The following is a 16150-nucleotide window of genomic DNA, read 5'->3' on the forward strand; positions in this document are numbered from 1 at the left end:
TACCCAACGTTGCGGGAGGGATCGTACAATACAAACAGATGAAAACACTTACAACGCTTGAAAAAGACAGGAGGTCGATCGTATGGATGCCCGTGCGGAGGCGCTGGAAGCGCAGCGGACGCAGGCGCGCACGCGACGGGGCGGGGCGGCCGGATGGGCCAGGAAGCTGCTCGCCCAGCGCTACCTCCAAGCGATGGCCTTGCTGGGCGTAGCCTGGATGCTCGTGTTCAACTACATCCCGATGTACGGCCTGATCATCGCGTTCAAGGAGTACAACATCATCAAGTCGGTCGGCGAGGCGCCGTGGGTAGGCCTGACGCATTTCCGCGAATTTTTCTCGGACGAACAACTGCCCGGCGTTATCCGCAATACGATCGGCATCAGCCTGCTCAAGCTGATCGTTGGCTTCCCGCTGCCGATTCTGTTCGCTCTTTTTCTGAACGAGCTCAGGTCGGTCCGGTTCAAAAAAGCGGTGCAGACGATCTCGTACCTGCCGCACTTTCTGTCATGGGTCATCCTGGGCGGCATTCTCACGACCTGGCTGTCGGACGTAGGCGTAATCAACAAATTTCTGCAGGCGCTCGGCCTCATTCGCGATCCGGTTGATTATCTGGCCAGTCCGGGATACTTCTGGACGATCGTCGTCTCCTCGGACATCTGGAAGGAGCTCGGCTGGTCGGCGATCATCTATCTGGCTGCGATGGCGAGCGTGTCGCCGGAAATGTACGAGGCGGCGACGATCGACGGCGCCGGACGCTTTCAGAAGATGCAGTACGTGACGCTGCCCGGCATCGCCGGCACGATCTCGATTCTGTTCATTCTGGCGGTCAGCGGCCTCTTAAACTCCAACTTCGATCAGATCTTCGTCATGCGCAACGCACTCAACGACAGTACGAGCAACGTCATCGACATATTCGTGTACCAGACGGGCATCTCCCAATCCCGTTATTCGTACGCGACCGCCGTCGGCCTGATCAAGTCCGTCATCACGCTCGGACTGCTGCTCGGCGCGAACGGCATCTTAAAGCGCATGAACCAATCCACGCTGTTCTGACCGAGATCTAGAGAAGGGAGGGAATCCGATGTTCGCATTAAAAAGAAGAACGAGAGGCGAGGCCGTCTTCGATGGCATCAACGTCCTGCTCATGCTCGTCATCTGCTTCGTGACGATCTACCCGGTCTGGTACGTGCTCGTCAACTCGCTGAACAGCGGGCAGGACGCCATGCGCGGCGGCATCTACTGGCTGCCCCGCGTGTTTACCCTGGACAACTACGCGGCGGTCGTCGACAATCCCGGCATCGTGACCGCGATGGGGATCACGGTCGCCAAGACGCTCGTCGGCACCGTCCTGCACGTCTTTTTCACGGCAATGGTCGCCTACGCGTTCTCCCGGCGGGAGCTGATCGGACGCAATCTGTACATGATTCTCGGCACGGTCACGATGATCTTCAACGGCGGGCTCATCCCGACCTTCCTGCTCATTCGCGACTTGCAGCTGCTGGACAATTTTTTCGTATACATCATCCCGGCCATGTTCAGCTTTTTCGACCTGATTATCTTCGTATCGTTTTTCCGCGAGCTGCCGCAGGGACTCGAGGAAGCCGCCAAGATCGACGGCGCCAACGACCTGGTGCTATTCCTGCGGGTCGTCATCCCGGTCTCGCTGCCGGTCGTCGCGACGATCGCGCTGTTCCACGGCGTGTGGCAGTGGAACGACTACTTCGCGGGCGTCATCTATATCACGCAGAACACGGAGCTGCAGCCGATCCAGACGTTCCTGTACCGCGTCGTCGCGCAGAACGATACGAGTCAGATGGTGACGGCGGCGGCAGGCGGCATTACGAAGTCCGTCACGTCCAACTCGGTGAAAATGGCGACGATGGTCGTCACGACGCTGCCGATCGTGCTCGCGTATCCGTTTTTGCAGCGATACTTCGTGAAGGGGCTCATGATCGGGTCGATCAAGGGCTGATCCGGACGGACGACGCTTCCATTAAATAGGGCAACCACGATTTTCCACATAGAAGACTGTCCATTAGAAAAGCAAAGGGGAACGAACATGAACAAACGCGTATCCAACAAAACGATCGCCTCCACGCTGCTGCTCGCGCTGACGTTCTCGCTGTCGGCCTGCGCCGGCGGCAACAACGAGAGCCAGTCGAGCTCGAGCGCACCCGCCTCAAGCAGCGCCAGCCCGTCCGCCAGCGCGTCTTCGGCTTCGGCGACCGCCTCCGCTAGCGCGGAGAGCGAAGGCGTTGCGTCATCCGACGCGCCGGGCTGGCAGGCAGATGCCGCCAAGCCGATCACCTTCGACTGGTACCTGAACTTCTCCTGGTTCCCGAACAAGTGGGGCGTCGATCCGACCTCCCAATACGTCACGAAGAAGACGGGCGTCAACATCAACTTCATCGTACCGGCGGGCAACGAGAACGAGAAGATGAACACGATGATCGCCTCGGGCAAGCTGCCGGACTTCATCACGCTCGGCTGGTACGAGGACGCGGTCAAAAAAATGCAGGAGGGAGGGCTCGTACTGCCGCTCAACGAGCTGGCCAAGGAATACGACCCGTATTTCTTCAAGGTCGCCGACCCCGCGAAGCTGAGCTGGTACACCCAGCCGGACGGCAACGTCTACGGTTATCCGAACGCATCGTCCTCGCCCAAGGACTACGAGACGTACGGTACGAATTTTACGTCCAATCAGACGTTCCTCGTGCGCAAGGACATGTACGAAGCGCTGGGCAAGCCGGACATGCGGACGCCGGAAGGCTTCCTCGCCGCCCTCAAGGCCGCGAAGGAAAAGTACAAGGACGTGAACGGCCAGCCGCTCATCCCGCTCGGCCTGCACGAGTTCACGACGACGGGCAACTATTCGCTGGAAGATTATTTGGCCGACTTCCTGGCCATTCCGCGCGACGTCGACGGCAAGCTCAACGACAAGTACGCCCTCGTCGACAACGAAGAATACGTGAAGTGGCTGAAGGTATTCCGCCAGGCGAACCAGGACGGCCTGCTCGCGAAGGACATCTTTATCGACAAGCGCACGCAGATGGAGGAAAAGATCGCGCAAGGCCGCTACTTCGCGATGATCTATCAGCGCTCCGACCTGGCCGCACAAGAGAACGTGCTGTACGCCAAGGACCCGAACTCGGTGTATATCGCCGTGGACGGTCCGGCCAACGCGAAGCTGGATCCGCCGAAGCTGGCCGGTCCTTCGATCTCCGGCTGGACGGTCACGCTCATCTCCAAGGACGTCAAGGACAAAGCGCGCGCCATCAAGTTCCTCAGCTACCTGATCAGCGAGGAAGGACAGAAAGATCTGTACCTTGGCGAGAAGGGCTTCTCGTACGATACGATCGACGGCAAGGACCAATTCAAGCCGGAAGCGCTGCAGCTCATGCAGTCCGACCGCACTTCTTTTGACAAAAAATATGGATCGTCGTACACTTTCTGGATGCTGATGGACACGAACATGAACCTGCAATGGGCGCCGCCGAGCGTCGAACCGACGAAGCAGATGGAGGACTGGACGCGCGGCAAGACGGTCAGCTATTCGCAGTACGACCTGATCGATCCGCCGGCCACGTCTCCGGAGGGCATCTCCAAGACGAAGATCGACACGCTCTGGAGCAAGGCGCTGCCGAAGCTGCTGCTGTCGAAGTCCGACGCGGATTTTGACAAGATCCTGCAGCAGTTCAAGGACGACCGCGCCAAGGCCGGCTATGACGCCATGCAGGCGTTCCGCCAGAAGAAGTTCGAAGAGAACGTCAAAAAGCTCGCGGATTTCATGAAGTAAGGCTTTGACCAAGGACTGTCGCCCCTTTCGGGACGGCATGTCCTTTTGGAGTTTTTCGGGCGAAGCTTAGAATACGACGGCAACGGAAGTGACGGCATGCGGATGCGGACATGGTGGAAAAAAACGGTGCGAAGGCTGGTCGAGCGGCAGGAGCAATGGTCGCTGCAGACGCGGCTGATCCTGGCGTACGTGATCATCCTGCTCATTCCGAGCGTCCTGATCTCGCTGCTGCTGTTCAGGCAGTTCGCGGGCAGCGCGATCGACGAGATGGAGCGGAAAAACGAAAACACGCTCGAGATCGAGCGGCTTAATATCGACAACAACATCGAGACGATCAGGCGCGCGGCCGACCTCAGCCTGGCGGACCAGGAGGTACTCGATTACATCTCCCGGTCGACGGATCCGGATACCGCCGAGTTGATCGACTTCAGCACGACGGTCGTTCCGGCGCTCGGCCGGCTTCAGTCCAACAATCCGAATATCGCGCACATCCGCATCTATTTCGACAACAAGCGGATCAACGAGATCTATCCGGTATTCGCGGACGAAGAGCGGGTCGCGAAGGAGCCGTGGTTCGGCCGCCTGACCGCTTTGGAGAACCGAACCGCGTGGAGCTTGACGCCGAACGACCCGGATCCGTTCAAGATGATATTCGAGAACGCGCCAGCCGGTCAGCCGAAGGTCGCTTTTCTGAAGGAGATCATGTACCCGCTGGGCGTTCACGCCGGCATACTCGAGGTCGACATGCTGATGTCCAGCTTCTTCCCCAAGACGTTCGGCAGCAGTGCAGACGACATGTCCCAGCTGGTCATCTCGGATTCGCAGGGACATCTGTACTACAACCCGCAGCAGAAACTGCTGGCGGCAACCGGCGTGTCGCCGGAAGAGCTCGCCGACGCGCTGAATCCGGGGGTGCGGCAGCAACCGGCGAGCTTCCGCCTGACGCTTGGGGGCCAACCGTTCCTGGCCGTCTCCCGCGAGATCGAGCCGCTGGGCGCCCGGATGATCAATGTTGTCTCGCTGCAGCGTGTGCTGGACAGCGCGAGGCAGACGCGCGACCGCCTTATCGCAGCCAACGTCATCCTGATCGCGATTCTGAGCATCGCGACGTATGCGCTCAATTCGTTTATTTTGAAAAGGCTGCACATGCTGACCGATTCGATGAAGCGGGTTCGCCAGGGCGACTTCGGATTCGACCTGACGGTCCGCGGGGGCGGCGAGGTCGGCGAGCTGGCCCATCATTTCCGCAAGATGCTGCGCAAGATCAACGAGCTGATCGCGGATGCGGTGAACAAGAAGGCCGCGTCCAAGGAAACCGAGCTGCGGTCGCTCAAGAACCAGATCGATTCGCACTTCCTGTACAATACGCTCGAAAATATCAAGATGATGGCGGAGGTGGAGGGCCAATATCCGATCTCGGACGCGCTCACCTCGCTGGGCGGTCTGATGCGCTACAACCTCAAGTGGACGAGCGAATACGTCCGGCTGCGCGACGAGATCGCGCATATCACCAATTATATCGCCATCATGAACATCCGATACGAGAACAGAATCCGTCTCGCGCTCGACATCCCGGCCGCCCTGCTCGACCAGGAGCTGCTCAAGATGTCGCTGCAGCCGATCGTGGAAAACGCGGTTAAGCACGGGCTCCGCGCGTCGTCCATGGAGGCGCTGACGATCCGCATCGAGGCGGAGGCGCGCGAGGGGACGCTGCTGCTCGCCGTTCGCGACGACGGACGCGGCATGCCGGCGGACCGCGTCGCGCAGCTCAACCGGTCGATCGCTCTCGAGGCGCCGGAATCTCCCGGCGCAGCGGCGGCCGGAGCGGACGCCGGGCGAGAAGGGGGCGGCATCGGACTACGCAATGTCCATCAGCGCATCCAGCTTTATTACGGCAAGGAGTACGGCCTCGCGGCCGAAAGCGAGGAAAGCGCTTATACGCGCGTCGTCATACGGATTCCATACTTTATTTTGACGGGAGGCGCAGGCTGATGCGAACGCTGCTCATCGTCGACGACGAGAAAAACATACGCGCGGGTCTGAAGGCCATGATCGAGCGCCAGTACCGGGACCGGTACGACGTGTCGCTGGCCGCCGACGGGACGGAGGCGCTGGACGTCATCCGGGACGGACGGATCGACATCCTGATTACGGACATTCGCATGCCGGAGATGGACGGCCTGGCGCTCATCCGGCATGTCGCGGAGCTGTCCCCGAATACCGCCGTCATCATCCTGAGCGGCCACGACGACTTCCAGTATGCGAAGGAAGCGATCAAATTCCACGTGCGGGAGTATTTGCTGAAGCCGATTGTCCGGGAAGAGATGTACGGCATTCTGGACAGGGTGGAGGCGGAGCTCGGCCGCGCCGAGGAAGCAGAGAGCCGGCTCGACGAAGCCGACCGGGTTCGCGAGGAGCTGCGGACGGCCCAGCTGCACTATATATTCGTGCACCCCGCCATCGATCCGGCTGACGCCGCGGAGCGCTGCAGGTCCGCGGGGCTGGAGCGTCTGGAGACGGCTTACCGGGTCGGCGCGCTTAGGTTCGCCGGCGACCGCGGGCAAAATGTGCTCGCGCAGGAGTTTCTTGCGCGCGGCGCGGAAGGGCGCGCGACCTTCCATCTGGAGGATCAGGACGGTTACCTGATCGTATTGACCGACGAGGCGGCGCTGTTCGACAGACTTATGCGGCATTTGAAGGACAAGAGCGTCTCCTCCGCCTACCATATCGGGCTGAGCCGCATGAAGGAGCGGCTTGAGGATGTTCGCGCCGGCTATGCCGAGGCCCGGCGCGCCGCGGGCTACAGCCTGCTGCAGCCGCGCTGCAGCTCGTCGATCATTCGCTACGAGAGCGTTATGGACCGGACGGACGCTCCTGAGCTGCCGGTCGACGACGTCCGCAGGCTCGCCAATATGCTCGGAACGGACCGCGAAGCGGATATGAAGGCGATTTTGGTGCGCTTGTTCGATCTGAAAAAGACTTCGGAGGTGTCGCTCGACTATTTGGAGCGTCTCAGCAAGCTGCTGAACGAGACGGTATTCGACGACGTATTCCGCACGTACGGCGAAGCGTCGCTGGAAATTTTGCGTCTGTATAAGCGTGTGGGCAGCATCTATCGTTTCTCGGACATCCACGAATATTTTCACGAGGCCGAAAATCTGCTGTTCCGGCTGAACGATTACGTCCGGACGGTCCGCTCCACGCTCGGGGATAACCGGGAGATGCGGAAGGCCGTTGCTTATATCGAAGCGCATTATGCCGAAGACCTGAACATGGCCACGGTGTCCAATCACGTATCGCTCAATTATTCGTACTTCAGCGAGCTGTTCAAGGAATACACGGGGCAGAGCTTCGTCTCGTACGTCAAAGCCGTGCGCATCGAGAAGGCCAAGGCGCTGCTCGCGCGTACGGACGCCAAAATATACGAGATCGGCCAAAGCGTCGGCTTCGAAAACGCGAAGCAGTTCAACCGCGTCTTCCGGGAGCTGGAGGGCGTCCCGGCGTCGGAATATCGCGTGAGGCGGCAGGGGGCGGGCCACCTTGCGGGGGAGCTGGATACCTCCGACACGTAAAACAAGCTTTTTCCCCGCTCGATATGACCGATTCCATTTTTTGTCGCAGGAATACGATGATCGTATCCTAAGACAAGGAAGTGATTGAATTGGCCAATCGAAATGTACGCCTCGCACTCTGGTCCGGCACCAACTTTACGGGCCGCCGCATCGTTTTCCGGCGCGGAGGCGTGGCGGTTCGGGACCTGGGGGCATTCCGGTTTAACAACATTTTGTCGAGCTTTCGGCTCAACAATGTCGTGCAAAGCGCCCAAGTCACGCTTGTGCTGTTTTCCCAAACGAACTTCCGCGGCTCGTTCCGCGTGTTCCGCGGGAGCCAGAGCGTAGCGAATCTGGGAAGCTTTAATTTCAACAACGTCACGTCTTCGTTCGTCCTGGTCGGGCGCAGACTGACGAACGAAGAGATCGCCCGCATACAAAGTACGGGCACTCCGCCGCGCGACGTGCTCGTCATCAGGCAATAAAGGATTCGCAGCCGAGCTCTTACTAGACAAGCTGCACCGCCGCAAACGAATCGAAATGACATGACCGTCAGGGCGATATCCCTGGCGGTTTTTTCGGTTTATTCGCCCCGTTGCCCGAAAGTTTATTTTTTTTTAATCTTTTCCTTATTTCCGGTTTATTTTCGTTTTCAGGCGATTTAGAATTGGCCGCTAATATGAATTCAGGCGGCCGACGAAGCCGCGAATCGGAATCAGGAGGTCATGAAGGATGAAAAAGAAATTGGCGATGGTAGGAGCGGGGCTGACGATCGGGAGCGCGCTGCTGGTAACGTCGGCGTTTGCGGACATCGGGGGCGCGGGCGGCGGCTACGAGGCGTATAAGACGGCGATCAAAACGACCGCGGCGACGGAGAACGCGACGCAGCATTACGTCCTCTCGGTGAAGGATAACGGCCAGGAGCTGCTGAACGTCAACGGGACGCTGAAGGAAAGCAAGGCCGCACGGGGCGTTAGCGGCAGCGCAGAGATCGCGACGGGCGCGGCGTCCGAACAGCTCGAATTTTACCATCAGGACGGTACGACGATCTTCAAGTCCGGCAGCAGCGACACGTACAACGTGGCGACAGAGACGGACGAATCGGATCGCACCGAAGGCCATGACTGGGGTCCCGAGGATCCCGCCGTTGGGCAAGGGCTGGAGAAGCTGGCCGACGCGCTCGTCGGCAATCTGAAAAATAACGTAAACCTGAGCGGCGGAACGGGCGGCGCGCAAGCGATCGACATGACGCTGAAGGGGTCGCAAATCCCGGCGACGTTTAACGTGATCGGCTCGCTCGTCGTGAAGGAAGCGCTGAGCGCGGAGAACGCGCATCGGGAGTCGGCCTTGAAGGATACGGGCGTCGTCGGTATCGATCTCTCCCGCCTGGACGCGAAGCTGCCCCGGTTGACGCAGGACGTGAACATCGACGAGGTCTCGCTGCACGCCGAGATCGACGCGAATCACTTTATCGTCCATCAGGTCGTCGAACTCGCGGTCACGGGCAAGGATGAAGCGGGCGCATCGCGTCGCCTGACCGTCAGCGCGGATATCGATACCTGGGACGTGAACGCCACGACGCCGGATACCTTGGACCTGGCCGGCAAGAAGATCAACAAGATCGAAGCCGACAAGCTTCAAGACTAACTGGCGAATGACATCCGGAAAAAGGGAGCGGCCTGGCGGCCGCTCTGCCGCTTCACTAAGAGGAGGGAGATTATGTCGGAAGCCGCGGTGCTGGACATACAAGGGCTAACGAAACGCTATAGAAACAATCGGGGCGTAAGCGAGGTCGCGCTCCAGGTAAACAGAGGCGACGTCTACGGCTTCTTCGGCCCGAACGGCGCCGGCAAGTCCACGGTCATGAAGATCGCCGCCGGCTTGGTCCGCGCGGATCGCGGAAGCGTCCGGCTGTTCGGATTCGATATCGCCGAGGACTACGAGCGCGCCATGCGCCGCGTCGGCGTGCTGATCGAGAAAGCCGAAGCCTTCGAATACATGAGCGCCTACAAAAATCTGGAGCTGGCCGCAAGGCTGTATCCGGAGCTGCCGAGGACGCGGATCGACGAGGTGCTCGAGCTGACCGGACTGTCGGCGAGCAAGCGGGAGAAGGTCGGCCATTTTTCGCTCGGCATGAAGCAGCGGCTGGGGATTGCGTCGGCGTTGATCGGCCGGCCTGAGCTGCTCATCCTGGACGAACCGACCAACGGGCTGGATATCGAAGCGACGGTCGACCTGCGGGAGCTGATCGGACGGCTTGCGAGCGAGGAACGAATCACCTTTTTCCTGTCCAGCCACCTGATCTCGGAGATGGAGTCGATCTGCAACCGGATCGGCATCATTCAGGAAGGCCGGATCATTCGGGAAGGCAGCTTGACGTCGCTGAAGCAAGCTTCGGGCCAGTCGCTGGAGAGCTACTATATCAGTCAGATTCGGTCGGAAAAAGGAGGAGAGACGAATGGAGCTGCTCAAGCGATCGACCGTTAATGAGCTGATGAAGCTGTATGCGAGAAAAAAAACGATCTGGCTGCTGTTGGTCGCCTTGCTCTTGCCCTTCGCAGGCCTGCCTGTCGTCCGGCAGTTGCAGAACGGATTGGGCGTCGCGGGTATCGCAAGCGATCAGTATGCCGTCACGATCCTGAACGCCATGACGCTGTTCGTGCTGCCGCTGCTGATCTTCATGACCGCGTCCGATATGGTATCCGGCGAGATCGGCGACAAGACGATCCGATCCGTGCTGTCCCGCCCGGTGAGCCGGTCCAAGATCTATGCCGCGAAGCTGCTCGCGCTGTTCGTTCATACCGCCGGACTGCTGCTGCTTGTTTTCGTCGCATCGGAGGCCGCGGCCTTCCTGCTGCCGGACGCCGGAATAGCGGCGGGGGGACTGGCCGAAGCCGCCGTCGCCTATGCGGCGTCCGCTCTCCCCTTGTTCGTGCTGTGCACGGCGGCGGCATGGGTATCGCTCGGCTTCAAAAACGCGAGCGGCGCGCTGACGGTATGCATCCTGCTGTACGCGGCCGCCAAGGGGCTGGCGCTCGTTTTCCCCGACTACATGGTCTTTTCGCCCGTCACGTACATGAATTGGCATCAGCTCTGGCTGGGCGGTTCGATCCCCGCAGGGAGAATATTCGCGATTCTCAGCCTCCTTGTCGGTTGCGGTATGGTATTCTATACAACGGGCTATTACTTTTTCGATAAAAAAGAAGCGTAGGAGAATGCATATGTCGATCCGCATCAGGCTCTTGCTGTCTTATCTGGCGATGCTGATCATCCCGCTCATCCTGATCGGCATCTCCTTCCTGGTGATCGTCGTCTCTGCGGTCGGCGATCTGAAGTCGGTGTTCACGCTGGATACCGGAGACGGCAATCCGCTCGCGGCGATCATGGGCGAAGAGTCAAGCATCGCATCGGATATCCGGACGCGAATCGCCGGCGACCCCGACTCCTTGCGTGACCCTTCCCTGATGAAGGCGTACGACGATCGGCTGCAGAAGATCAACATGGGATTGATCGTCCGCTTGGACGATCGGGTCGAATATATCTCGCCGGACCTGAAGGAGACGAGGGTCGCTTCCAATCTGCCGCCCTTCGGCACTGAAGTCCGCTGGATGGAAGGCCACGATATCGGCAACGGCAGCTGGATGCTGGACCGTCAGTATAACGTCGTCTTCCAGGACGGCTCCAAAGGCAGCTTTTATATGCTGCTGAACTTGGATTTTCTGGGCTGGCTCGCGGAGCGCATTTCCAAGCCCTTTTTACTCGCGCTCCTGATTATCCTGGTGGTGGTCAACGGCATATTGACGTATTTCGTTTCCCGCAGCATCATTCGCCCGCTTCGTTCCCTGCGGCGAGCCGCAGAGGAGATCAAGGAGGGCAATCTGTCCCACCCGGTCCGCCCCGAATCGCGGGACGAGATCGGCGAGCTTGCGGCCGCATTCGAGGAGATGCGGATCAAGCTGAAGGATTCGGTCGACCTGCAGCTGCAGTACGAGGACAATCGCAGCAGTCTAATTTCGAACATTTCCCACGATTTGAAATCTCCGGTCGCCGCGATTCGGGGCTACGTCGAGGGCATCATGGACGGCGTCACGCATACGCCCGAGATGCTGGACAGCTACATCAAGACAATTCACCGAAAAACGGTCCAAATGGACCGTCTGATCGACGAACTGTTCCTGTTCTCGAAGCTGGACCTGAAGCGGCTGCCGTTTCACTTTGAAGAAGTGACGCTGGACGACTATCTGTCGGATTGCGCCGAAGAGCTCCAGTTGGACGCGGAAAAGCGCGGCGTGAAGCTGATCTACGAGCCGCCCGCGCTAGCGGAGCCGGCCGTCGTCGTGGCCGACCGCGAGAAGCTGAAGCGCGTGTTCGTCAATATCGTCGAGAACGCGGTGAAGTACGCCGACAAGGCGGACGCGGCCATATGGATCGGATTTATCGAAGAAGACGGGTATTACAAGATCGGGATCCGCGACAACGGGAAGGGCATCTCCGCGGAATCCTTGCCTCATATCTTCGAACGGTTCTACAGGGCGGACGCGGCCCGCAACGTGGATACGGGCGGCAGCGGACTCGGCCTCGCGATCGCGCAACAGATCGTCGAGGAGCACGGCGGCAGACTGACGGCGACGAGCGAGCTAGGGGCGGGCACGTTGATCACGATCTCGCTTAAGAAATGGACAGGAAGGGGGGCGCCGGATGAAACGCATCCTGATCGTCGAGGACGATCTCAGCATGGCAGAGCTCGTACGGGATTATCTCGCGATTCATAACTATGAACCGCATATCGAGACCAGCGGCGACCGGGGGTTGAAGCGGGCGCTCGAAGGCAAATTCGACCTGGTCCTGCTCGACCTGATGCTGCCGGGGATGGACGGCTTCGAGATTTGCCGCCGATTGCGCAGCGAGCTCGATATCCCGATCCTCATGGTCTCCTCCAAGAAGGAGGACATCGACAAGATCCGAGGACTCGGGCTCGGCGCGGACGACTACGTCGTCAAGCCGTTCAGCCCGAGCGAGCTGGTGGCGCGCGTGAACGCGCACCTCGCCAGGTACGAGCGCCTGTCGGGTGGCGGCCAGAAGCGGGAGGAGATCCGCATCCGCGGCCTGCTCATCGACAAAGCCTCGCGCCGCGTCTTTGTTAACGACAAAGAGGTCGCGTTCACGACGAAGGAGTTCGATCTGCTCGCGTACCTCGCCTCCAATCCGAACCGCGTATTCAGCAAGGAGCAGCTGTACGAACAAATCTGGGGCATGGACTCGCTCGGCGACCTGCCTACGGTCACGGTGCACATCCGCAAGATCCGGGAGAAAATCGAGATCGATTCCTCCCGGTCGCAATACATCGATACGATATGGGGAGCCGGCTACCGCTTCCAGGTTTAAAGGAACGGAATGAGAACGCGGCCGGGCAGCGAGGTCAGGCGCGATGCCGGCACATTTCCGCGCACATGAGGATGAACGCGCCTGCGCCGTGCAGATCGTTCTTGCTGGTCGGTCGCGCGATATAGTGGGCGTAGTCCCCAATGCCCGTGCCGATGCAGATGCCGCCGATGACGACATGCCCGTCGCCGTCGAACGTCAGCGTATCGATCACACCCTGATAGCCCCTCCAGGCGTTCGCCATATACTTAGCGTCCAGGTAGCCCATCCGTACCGCTTTGGCGATCGCATGGACGTAGAGGGCGGTGCAGGAATTTTCAAGCCAATTGTCCGGCCGGTCCGTCTGGTCCACGACCTGGTACCAGCGGCCGGTGGCGGCGTCCTGATACTTCGTCAGCGCGACGAGCAGGTTCTGCAGGATGGCCGTCAGCTTGGCTCTGTCGCGGTGATCCTCGGGCATGTACTCGAATATCTCCAGCAAGGCGACCGGATACCAGCCGATGGCGCGCCCCCAGAACTCCGAGGCGAGGCCGGTCTTCGGGTCCGCCCACTCGGCGGTCCGGGTCTCGTCCCAGCCGTGGTACATCAAGCCGGTGACGGGGTCGGTCGTATGCTCCGCCATGAGCAGCGCTTGGTGCGCCATCAGATCGAAGTACGCATCGTCGCCGAACGTTCGGCCGTATTGGACGGCGATCGGGCCGCCCATGTACAGGCTGTCAAGCCACATTTGATTCGGGCAATAGTCTTTGTGCCAAAATCCCCCCGACGGATTTGTTTTCCACGATTTAATGAGCGGCACTAGCGCGTCCAGCGCTTTCTTGTAGCGTTCGTCTCGGGTTTTCTCGTACAGGTTGAACAGGAGCACGCCGGGCTGGATGTCGTCGAGCTCCTCCAGGTTGATCTTCCGGATGCTGCCGTCCTCGCTTACATGGCTGTCCACCCAACGCTTGATGTAGTCCAGGTATTTGGAATTCCCCGTCTCCCTCCAGCATTTCTCCATGCCCGACAAAAAGACGCCTTGATGATAGTGGAACCGGTCCGGGGGGAGCTGCTCGGGCTCGAACTTGGCCATCAGCGCCTCGCAAGCCAGCTCGGCCCACTGGATCGGGGAGTAGTTATCCCGGGACCGGGACGTTTCTGCGGCTGCCGTTTGCGGCTGTTCCATCTTGCGCATTCCTCCTTTGTGTTATAAACCTATAGTAGCAGCGATAAATGTTCATTTTTTGCGATTTATGCGGAATTCTTCTTATATCTTGCGGTAAAAAAGGAATGCGAAGGGCGGTGGCCGCCAGTGGAGGAGATCCGGTACGATAATGCGGAAGGAACCTTCACGGTTTCCCATCGGAAGGCGCCGCGGCATCATATGCCGGTTCGGCACTTTCACGGCACGTACGAGATTTTTTATTTGATGTCGGGCCGGCGGCGGTTTTTTATCCAGGACCGGACGATCGTCATCGGCGAAGGCGACATCGTCGTTATCGCGCCGAACGTCGTGCACCGGACGACCGATACGGATAGGCCCGAGCACGAGCGGATTGTCGTGAACCTGCGCGGGGAAGACATGCTCGCGGTGAACGGCGCAAGCGCGGATATGCTGGATGCGCTGTCTGTGCGGGAGTTCGTCGTTATCTCTGTTGGCGCTTCGGCCGAACGGCATGACCTTGACGCGCTTGCGCGGCGGATCGTGCGGGAGGTTCGCGACCGCGGGCCGGGTTTTGAGCTTTACGCGCAGACGCTTGCCATGCAGCTGCTGGTGAATTGCTTCAGGCTGGCGGGTCCGGCAGATGAGCCGCTCCGGGACGACCCGAGCCCGATGCATGCCCGAATGTCGGAGATCGTCAAGTTTATCAACGGGCATTATGCGGAGCCGCTGTCGCTGCGGATGCTGTCCGAGCGCTTTTTCGTCAGTCCCTATTACTTGAGCCGCTCCTTTAAGGAGGTAACTGGCTTTGCGTTTGTCGAATACGTCAACAGCGTCCGGGTCAAGGAGGCGAAGAAGCTGCTGGAACAGTCCACCCTTCCGGTCAATCAGATCGCGAGGAAGGCTGGCTTTCGGTCCGTCACGCATTTCGGGCGCGTGTTCAAGCTCGTCACGGGCCGCCCGCCGATGTACTACAGGAAAGGGAGATAGTCGGTTTTTGCGGTACGCAGGCCGGTTTTTCACGCGAATCTTATTGAATAAGAACAATCGTTAAATCTGCTTATTTGCCCGGTTTCCCGCTTACGTTACATTGACTAGTAGGCAAGCTCATCAAGGAATCCGGGAGGCAAAGGTACGCGATGATATTCGAGAGGTTCGAGGAGAAGCACATAGAGGGCGCGTTGGCGCTGTGGAACAAGGAGCTGGGCGCCTCGTTTCCTATGCGGCCGAGACTGCTGCGGCAGAATGCGCTTGAGGATAGCCGGCTGCTGCTCAAGGGATCTTGGGCCGCACGCGATTCCAAGAACGGGACGGTCGTAGGCTTCGCGATCTCTAAAATGCCGGGCGAGGACGACGGCCGCTTCGGTCTTCGGCGAGACGCCGGGTGGATCCAGGCGCTGCTGGTCGATTCGTCGCAACGGGGGAGCGGCCTCGGGAGCGAGCTGCTGCGTCTGGCCGAAGATGCCATACGCGAAGCCGGAGCGGAGCGAGTTGCACTGGGCAACGATCTGCATCGCCGCCTGTTCCCGGGCATACCGGGAGAACTCGCGGCGACGCGACAATGGTTCGAACGCAGGGGTTACGTTCACAGGGAAGACGTCTACGACCTGATCAAGTCGTACGGACCGGACGAGCGCGTCGCCATGCCCGCATTCGGCGGCGGCGCGTTGGCGAGAGTCGCGGGGCCGGCGGACCGGGAAGCGCTGACGGCGTTTATGGCGAGGTGCTTCCCGGGAACCTGGGATTTGCAGCATCGCGACTATTGGGAGAGGGGCGGCATGGGGCGCGAGTACGTCCTGCTTGAGAAGGACGGCGCGATCGTCGGCTTCTGCCGGATAAACGATGCGGCTTCGCCTCTGCTGGCGCAGAATGTGTACTGGGCGCCGCTATTCGAGGAGGAGCTCGGCGGCATCGGTCCGCTCGGCATCGACGAAGCGTGCAGGGGATATCGGTATGGCATCTCGATCGTGCAAGCCGCCATTCACTTCCTGACGGCGCGCGGCGTGCGGCGGATCGTCATCGACACGACGCCGTTCGTCGAATTTTACGGCAAGCTCGGCTACGAGGTGTGGAAATCGTACGCCAAATACGATAAGGAGTTGGCCGAGGCGTAAGCGGGCGCGATCGTAAAATCGCTCCCGTGACACCGCCGCGGGAACCGGCGGATAGGGGAACCTGGTCCGCGGAGACGGAAAAATGGGCAATTTAGCATAGCAAAGTAGCGAATCGTATGTCCGGAACTCACCACCCGCGCACAGCCTTTGCAGCACCACTCTCCA

At 59.9% G+C, this 16150-nt stretch carries 14 protein-coding genes; 13 read left to right on the forward strand and 1 reads right to left on the reverse strand.

Features of this window, described 5'->3' with window-relative positions; all coding sequences use genetic code 11:
- Positions 1-82 precede the first annotated feature (82 nt).
- The 11 genes from KB449_RS06035 to KB449_RS06085 all read left to right on the forward strand — a co-directional run bounded on the left by KB449_RS06035 (position 83) and on the right by KB449_RS06085 (position 12733).
- Positions 83-1054 carry an ABC transporter permease gene (locus KB449_RS06035; RefSeq protein WP_282907513.1) on the forward strand — a complete coding sequence of 324 codons (972 nt, stop codon included), beginning with the start codon at positions 83-85 and terminating at the stop codon, positions 1052-1054.
- A 28-nt stretch (positions 1055-1082) separates the two neighbouring features.
- Positions 1083-1973: a carbohydrate ABC transporter permease gene (locus KB449_RS06040; RefSeq protein ID WP_282907514.1), complete on the forward strand. Its 891-nt coding sequence runs from the start codon at positions 1083-1085 to the stop codon at positions 1971-1973.
- An 87-nt stretch (positions 1974-2060) separates the two neighbouring features.
- A complete protein-coding gene (locus KB449_RS06045; protein ID WP_282907515.1) occupies positions 2061-3797 on the forward strand; it encodes a type 2 periplasmic-binding domain-containing protein in 1737 nt (578 codons plus the stop codon).
- 96 nt (positions 3798-3893) lie between these two features.
- Positions 3894-5789 (forward strand): sensor histidine kinase, encoded by a 1896-nt coding sequence (locus tag KB449_RS06050; protein WP_282907516.1) that lies wholly within the window; start codon positions 3894-3896, stop codon positions 5787-5789.
- Complete coding sequence (locus tag KB449_RS06055; RefSeq protein ID WP_282907517.1) at positions 5789-7369, forward strand: response regulator; 1581 nt, start codon at positions 5789-5791, stop codon at positions 7367-7369. Before KB449_RS06050 ends, KB449_RS06055 begins: the two co-directional genes overlap by 1 nt.
- Positions 7370-7458: 89 nt before the next feature.
- Entirely contained in the window at positions 7459-7833 is a 375-nt protein-coding gene (locus KB449_RS06060) for a hypothetical protein (RefSeq protein ID WP_282907518.1), read from the forward strand.
- A gap of 247 nt (positions 7834-8080) precedes the next feature.
- On the forward strand, positions 8081-8995 hold the full coding sequence (locus KB449_RS06065; RefSeq protein ID WP_282907519.1) for a hypothetical protein: 915 nt from the start codon (positions 8081-8083) through the stop codon (positions 8993-8995).
- A 72-nt stretch (positions 8996-9067) separates the two neighbouring features.
- Positions 9068-9835, forward strand: a complete 768-nt coding sequence (locus KB449_RS06070) for an ABC transporter ATP-binding protein (RefSeq protein ID WP_282907520.1) — start codon at positions 9068-9070, stop codon at positions 9833-9835.
- Positions 9807-10559, forward strand: coding sequence for an ABC transporter permease (locus tag KB449_RS06075; protein ID WP_282907521.1), 753 nt, complete (start codon positions 9807-9809; stop codon positions 10557-10559). The genes KB449_RS06070 and KB449_RS06075 overlap by 29 nt, the downstream gene beginning before the upstream one ends.
- Positions 10560-10569: 10 nt before the next feature.
- Positions 10570-12120, forward strand: a complete 1551-nt coding sequence (locus KB449_RS06080; protein WP_282907522.1) for a sensor histidine kinase — start codon at positions 10570-10572, stop codon at positions 12118-12120.
- The gene (locus KB449_RS06085) at positions 12047-12733 is read left to right on the forward strand and encodes a response regulator transcription factor (protein ID WP_282907523.1); all 687 of its coding nucleotides are present in this window, start codon (positions 12047-12049) and stop codon (positions 12731-12733) included. The genes KB449_RS06080 and KB449_RS06085 overlap by 74 nt, the downstream gene beginning before the upstream one ends.
- 34 nt (positions 12734-12767) lie before the next feature.
- On the opposite strand, the gene KB449_RS06090 is transcribed toward KB449_RS06085, so the two are convergent.
- Entirely contained in the window at positions 12768-13895 is a 1128-nt protein-coding gene (locus KB449_RS06090) for a glycoside hydrolase family 88/105 protein (RefSeq protein ID WP_282907524.1), read from the reverse strand.
- A gap of 126 nt (positions 13896-14021) precedes the next feature.
- Here KB449_RS06090 and KB449_RS06095 point away from each other — a divergent pair, with 126 nt between their 5' ends.
- Together KB449_RS06095 and KB449_RS06100 are read left to right on the forward strand one after the other, a co-directional pair.
- Complete coding sequence (locus KB449_RS06095) at positions 14022-14861, forward strand: AraC family transcriptional regulator (protein WP_282907525.1); 840 nt, start codon at positions 14022-14024, stop codon at positions 14859-14861.
- A gap of 149 nt (positions 14862-15010) precedes the next feature.
- On the forward strand, positions 15011-15985 hold the full coding sequence (locus KB449_RS06100; RefSeq protein WP_282907526.1) for a GNAT family N-acetyltransferase: 975 nt from the start codon (positions 15011-15013) through the stop codon (positions 15983-15985).
- The last annotated feature ends 165 nt before the right edge of the window (positions 15986-16150 follow it).

It is taken from the genome of Cohnella hashimotonis (assembly GCF_030014955.1).
Taxonomy (GTDB): Bacteria; Bacillota; Bacilli; order Paenibacillales; family Paenibacillaceae; genus Cohnella; species Cohnella hashimotonis.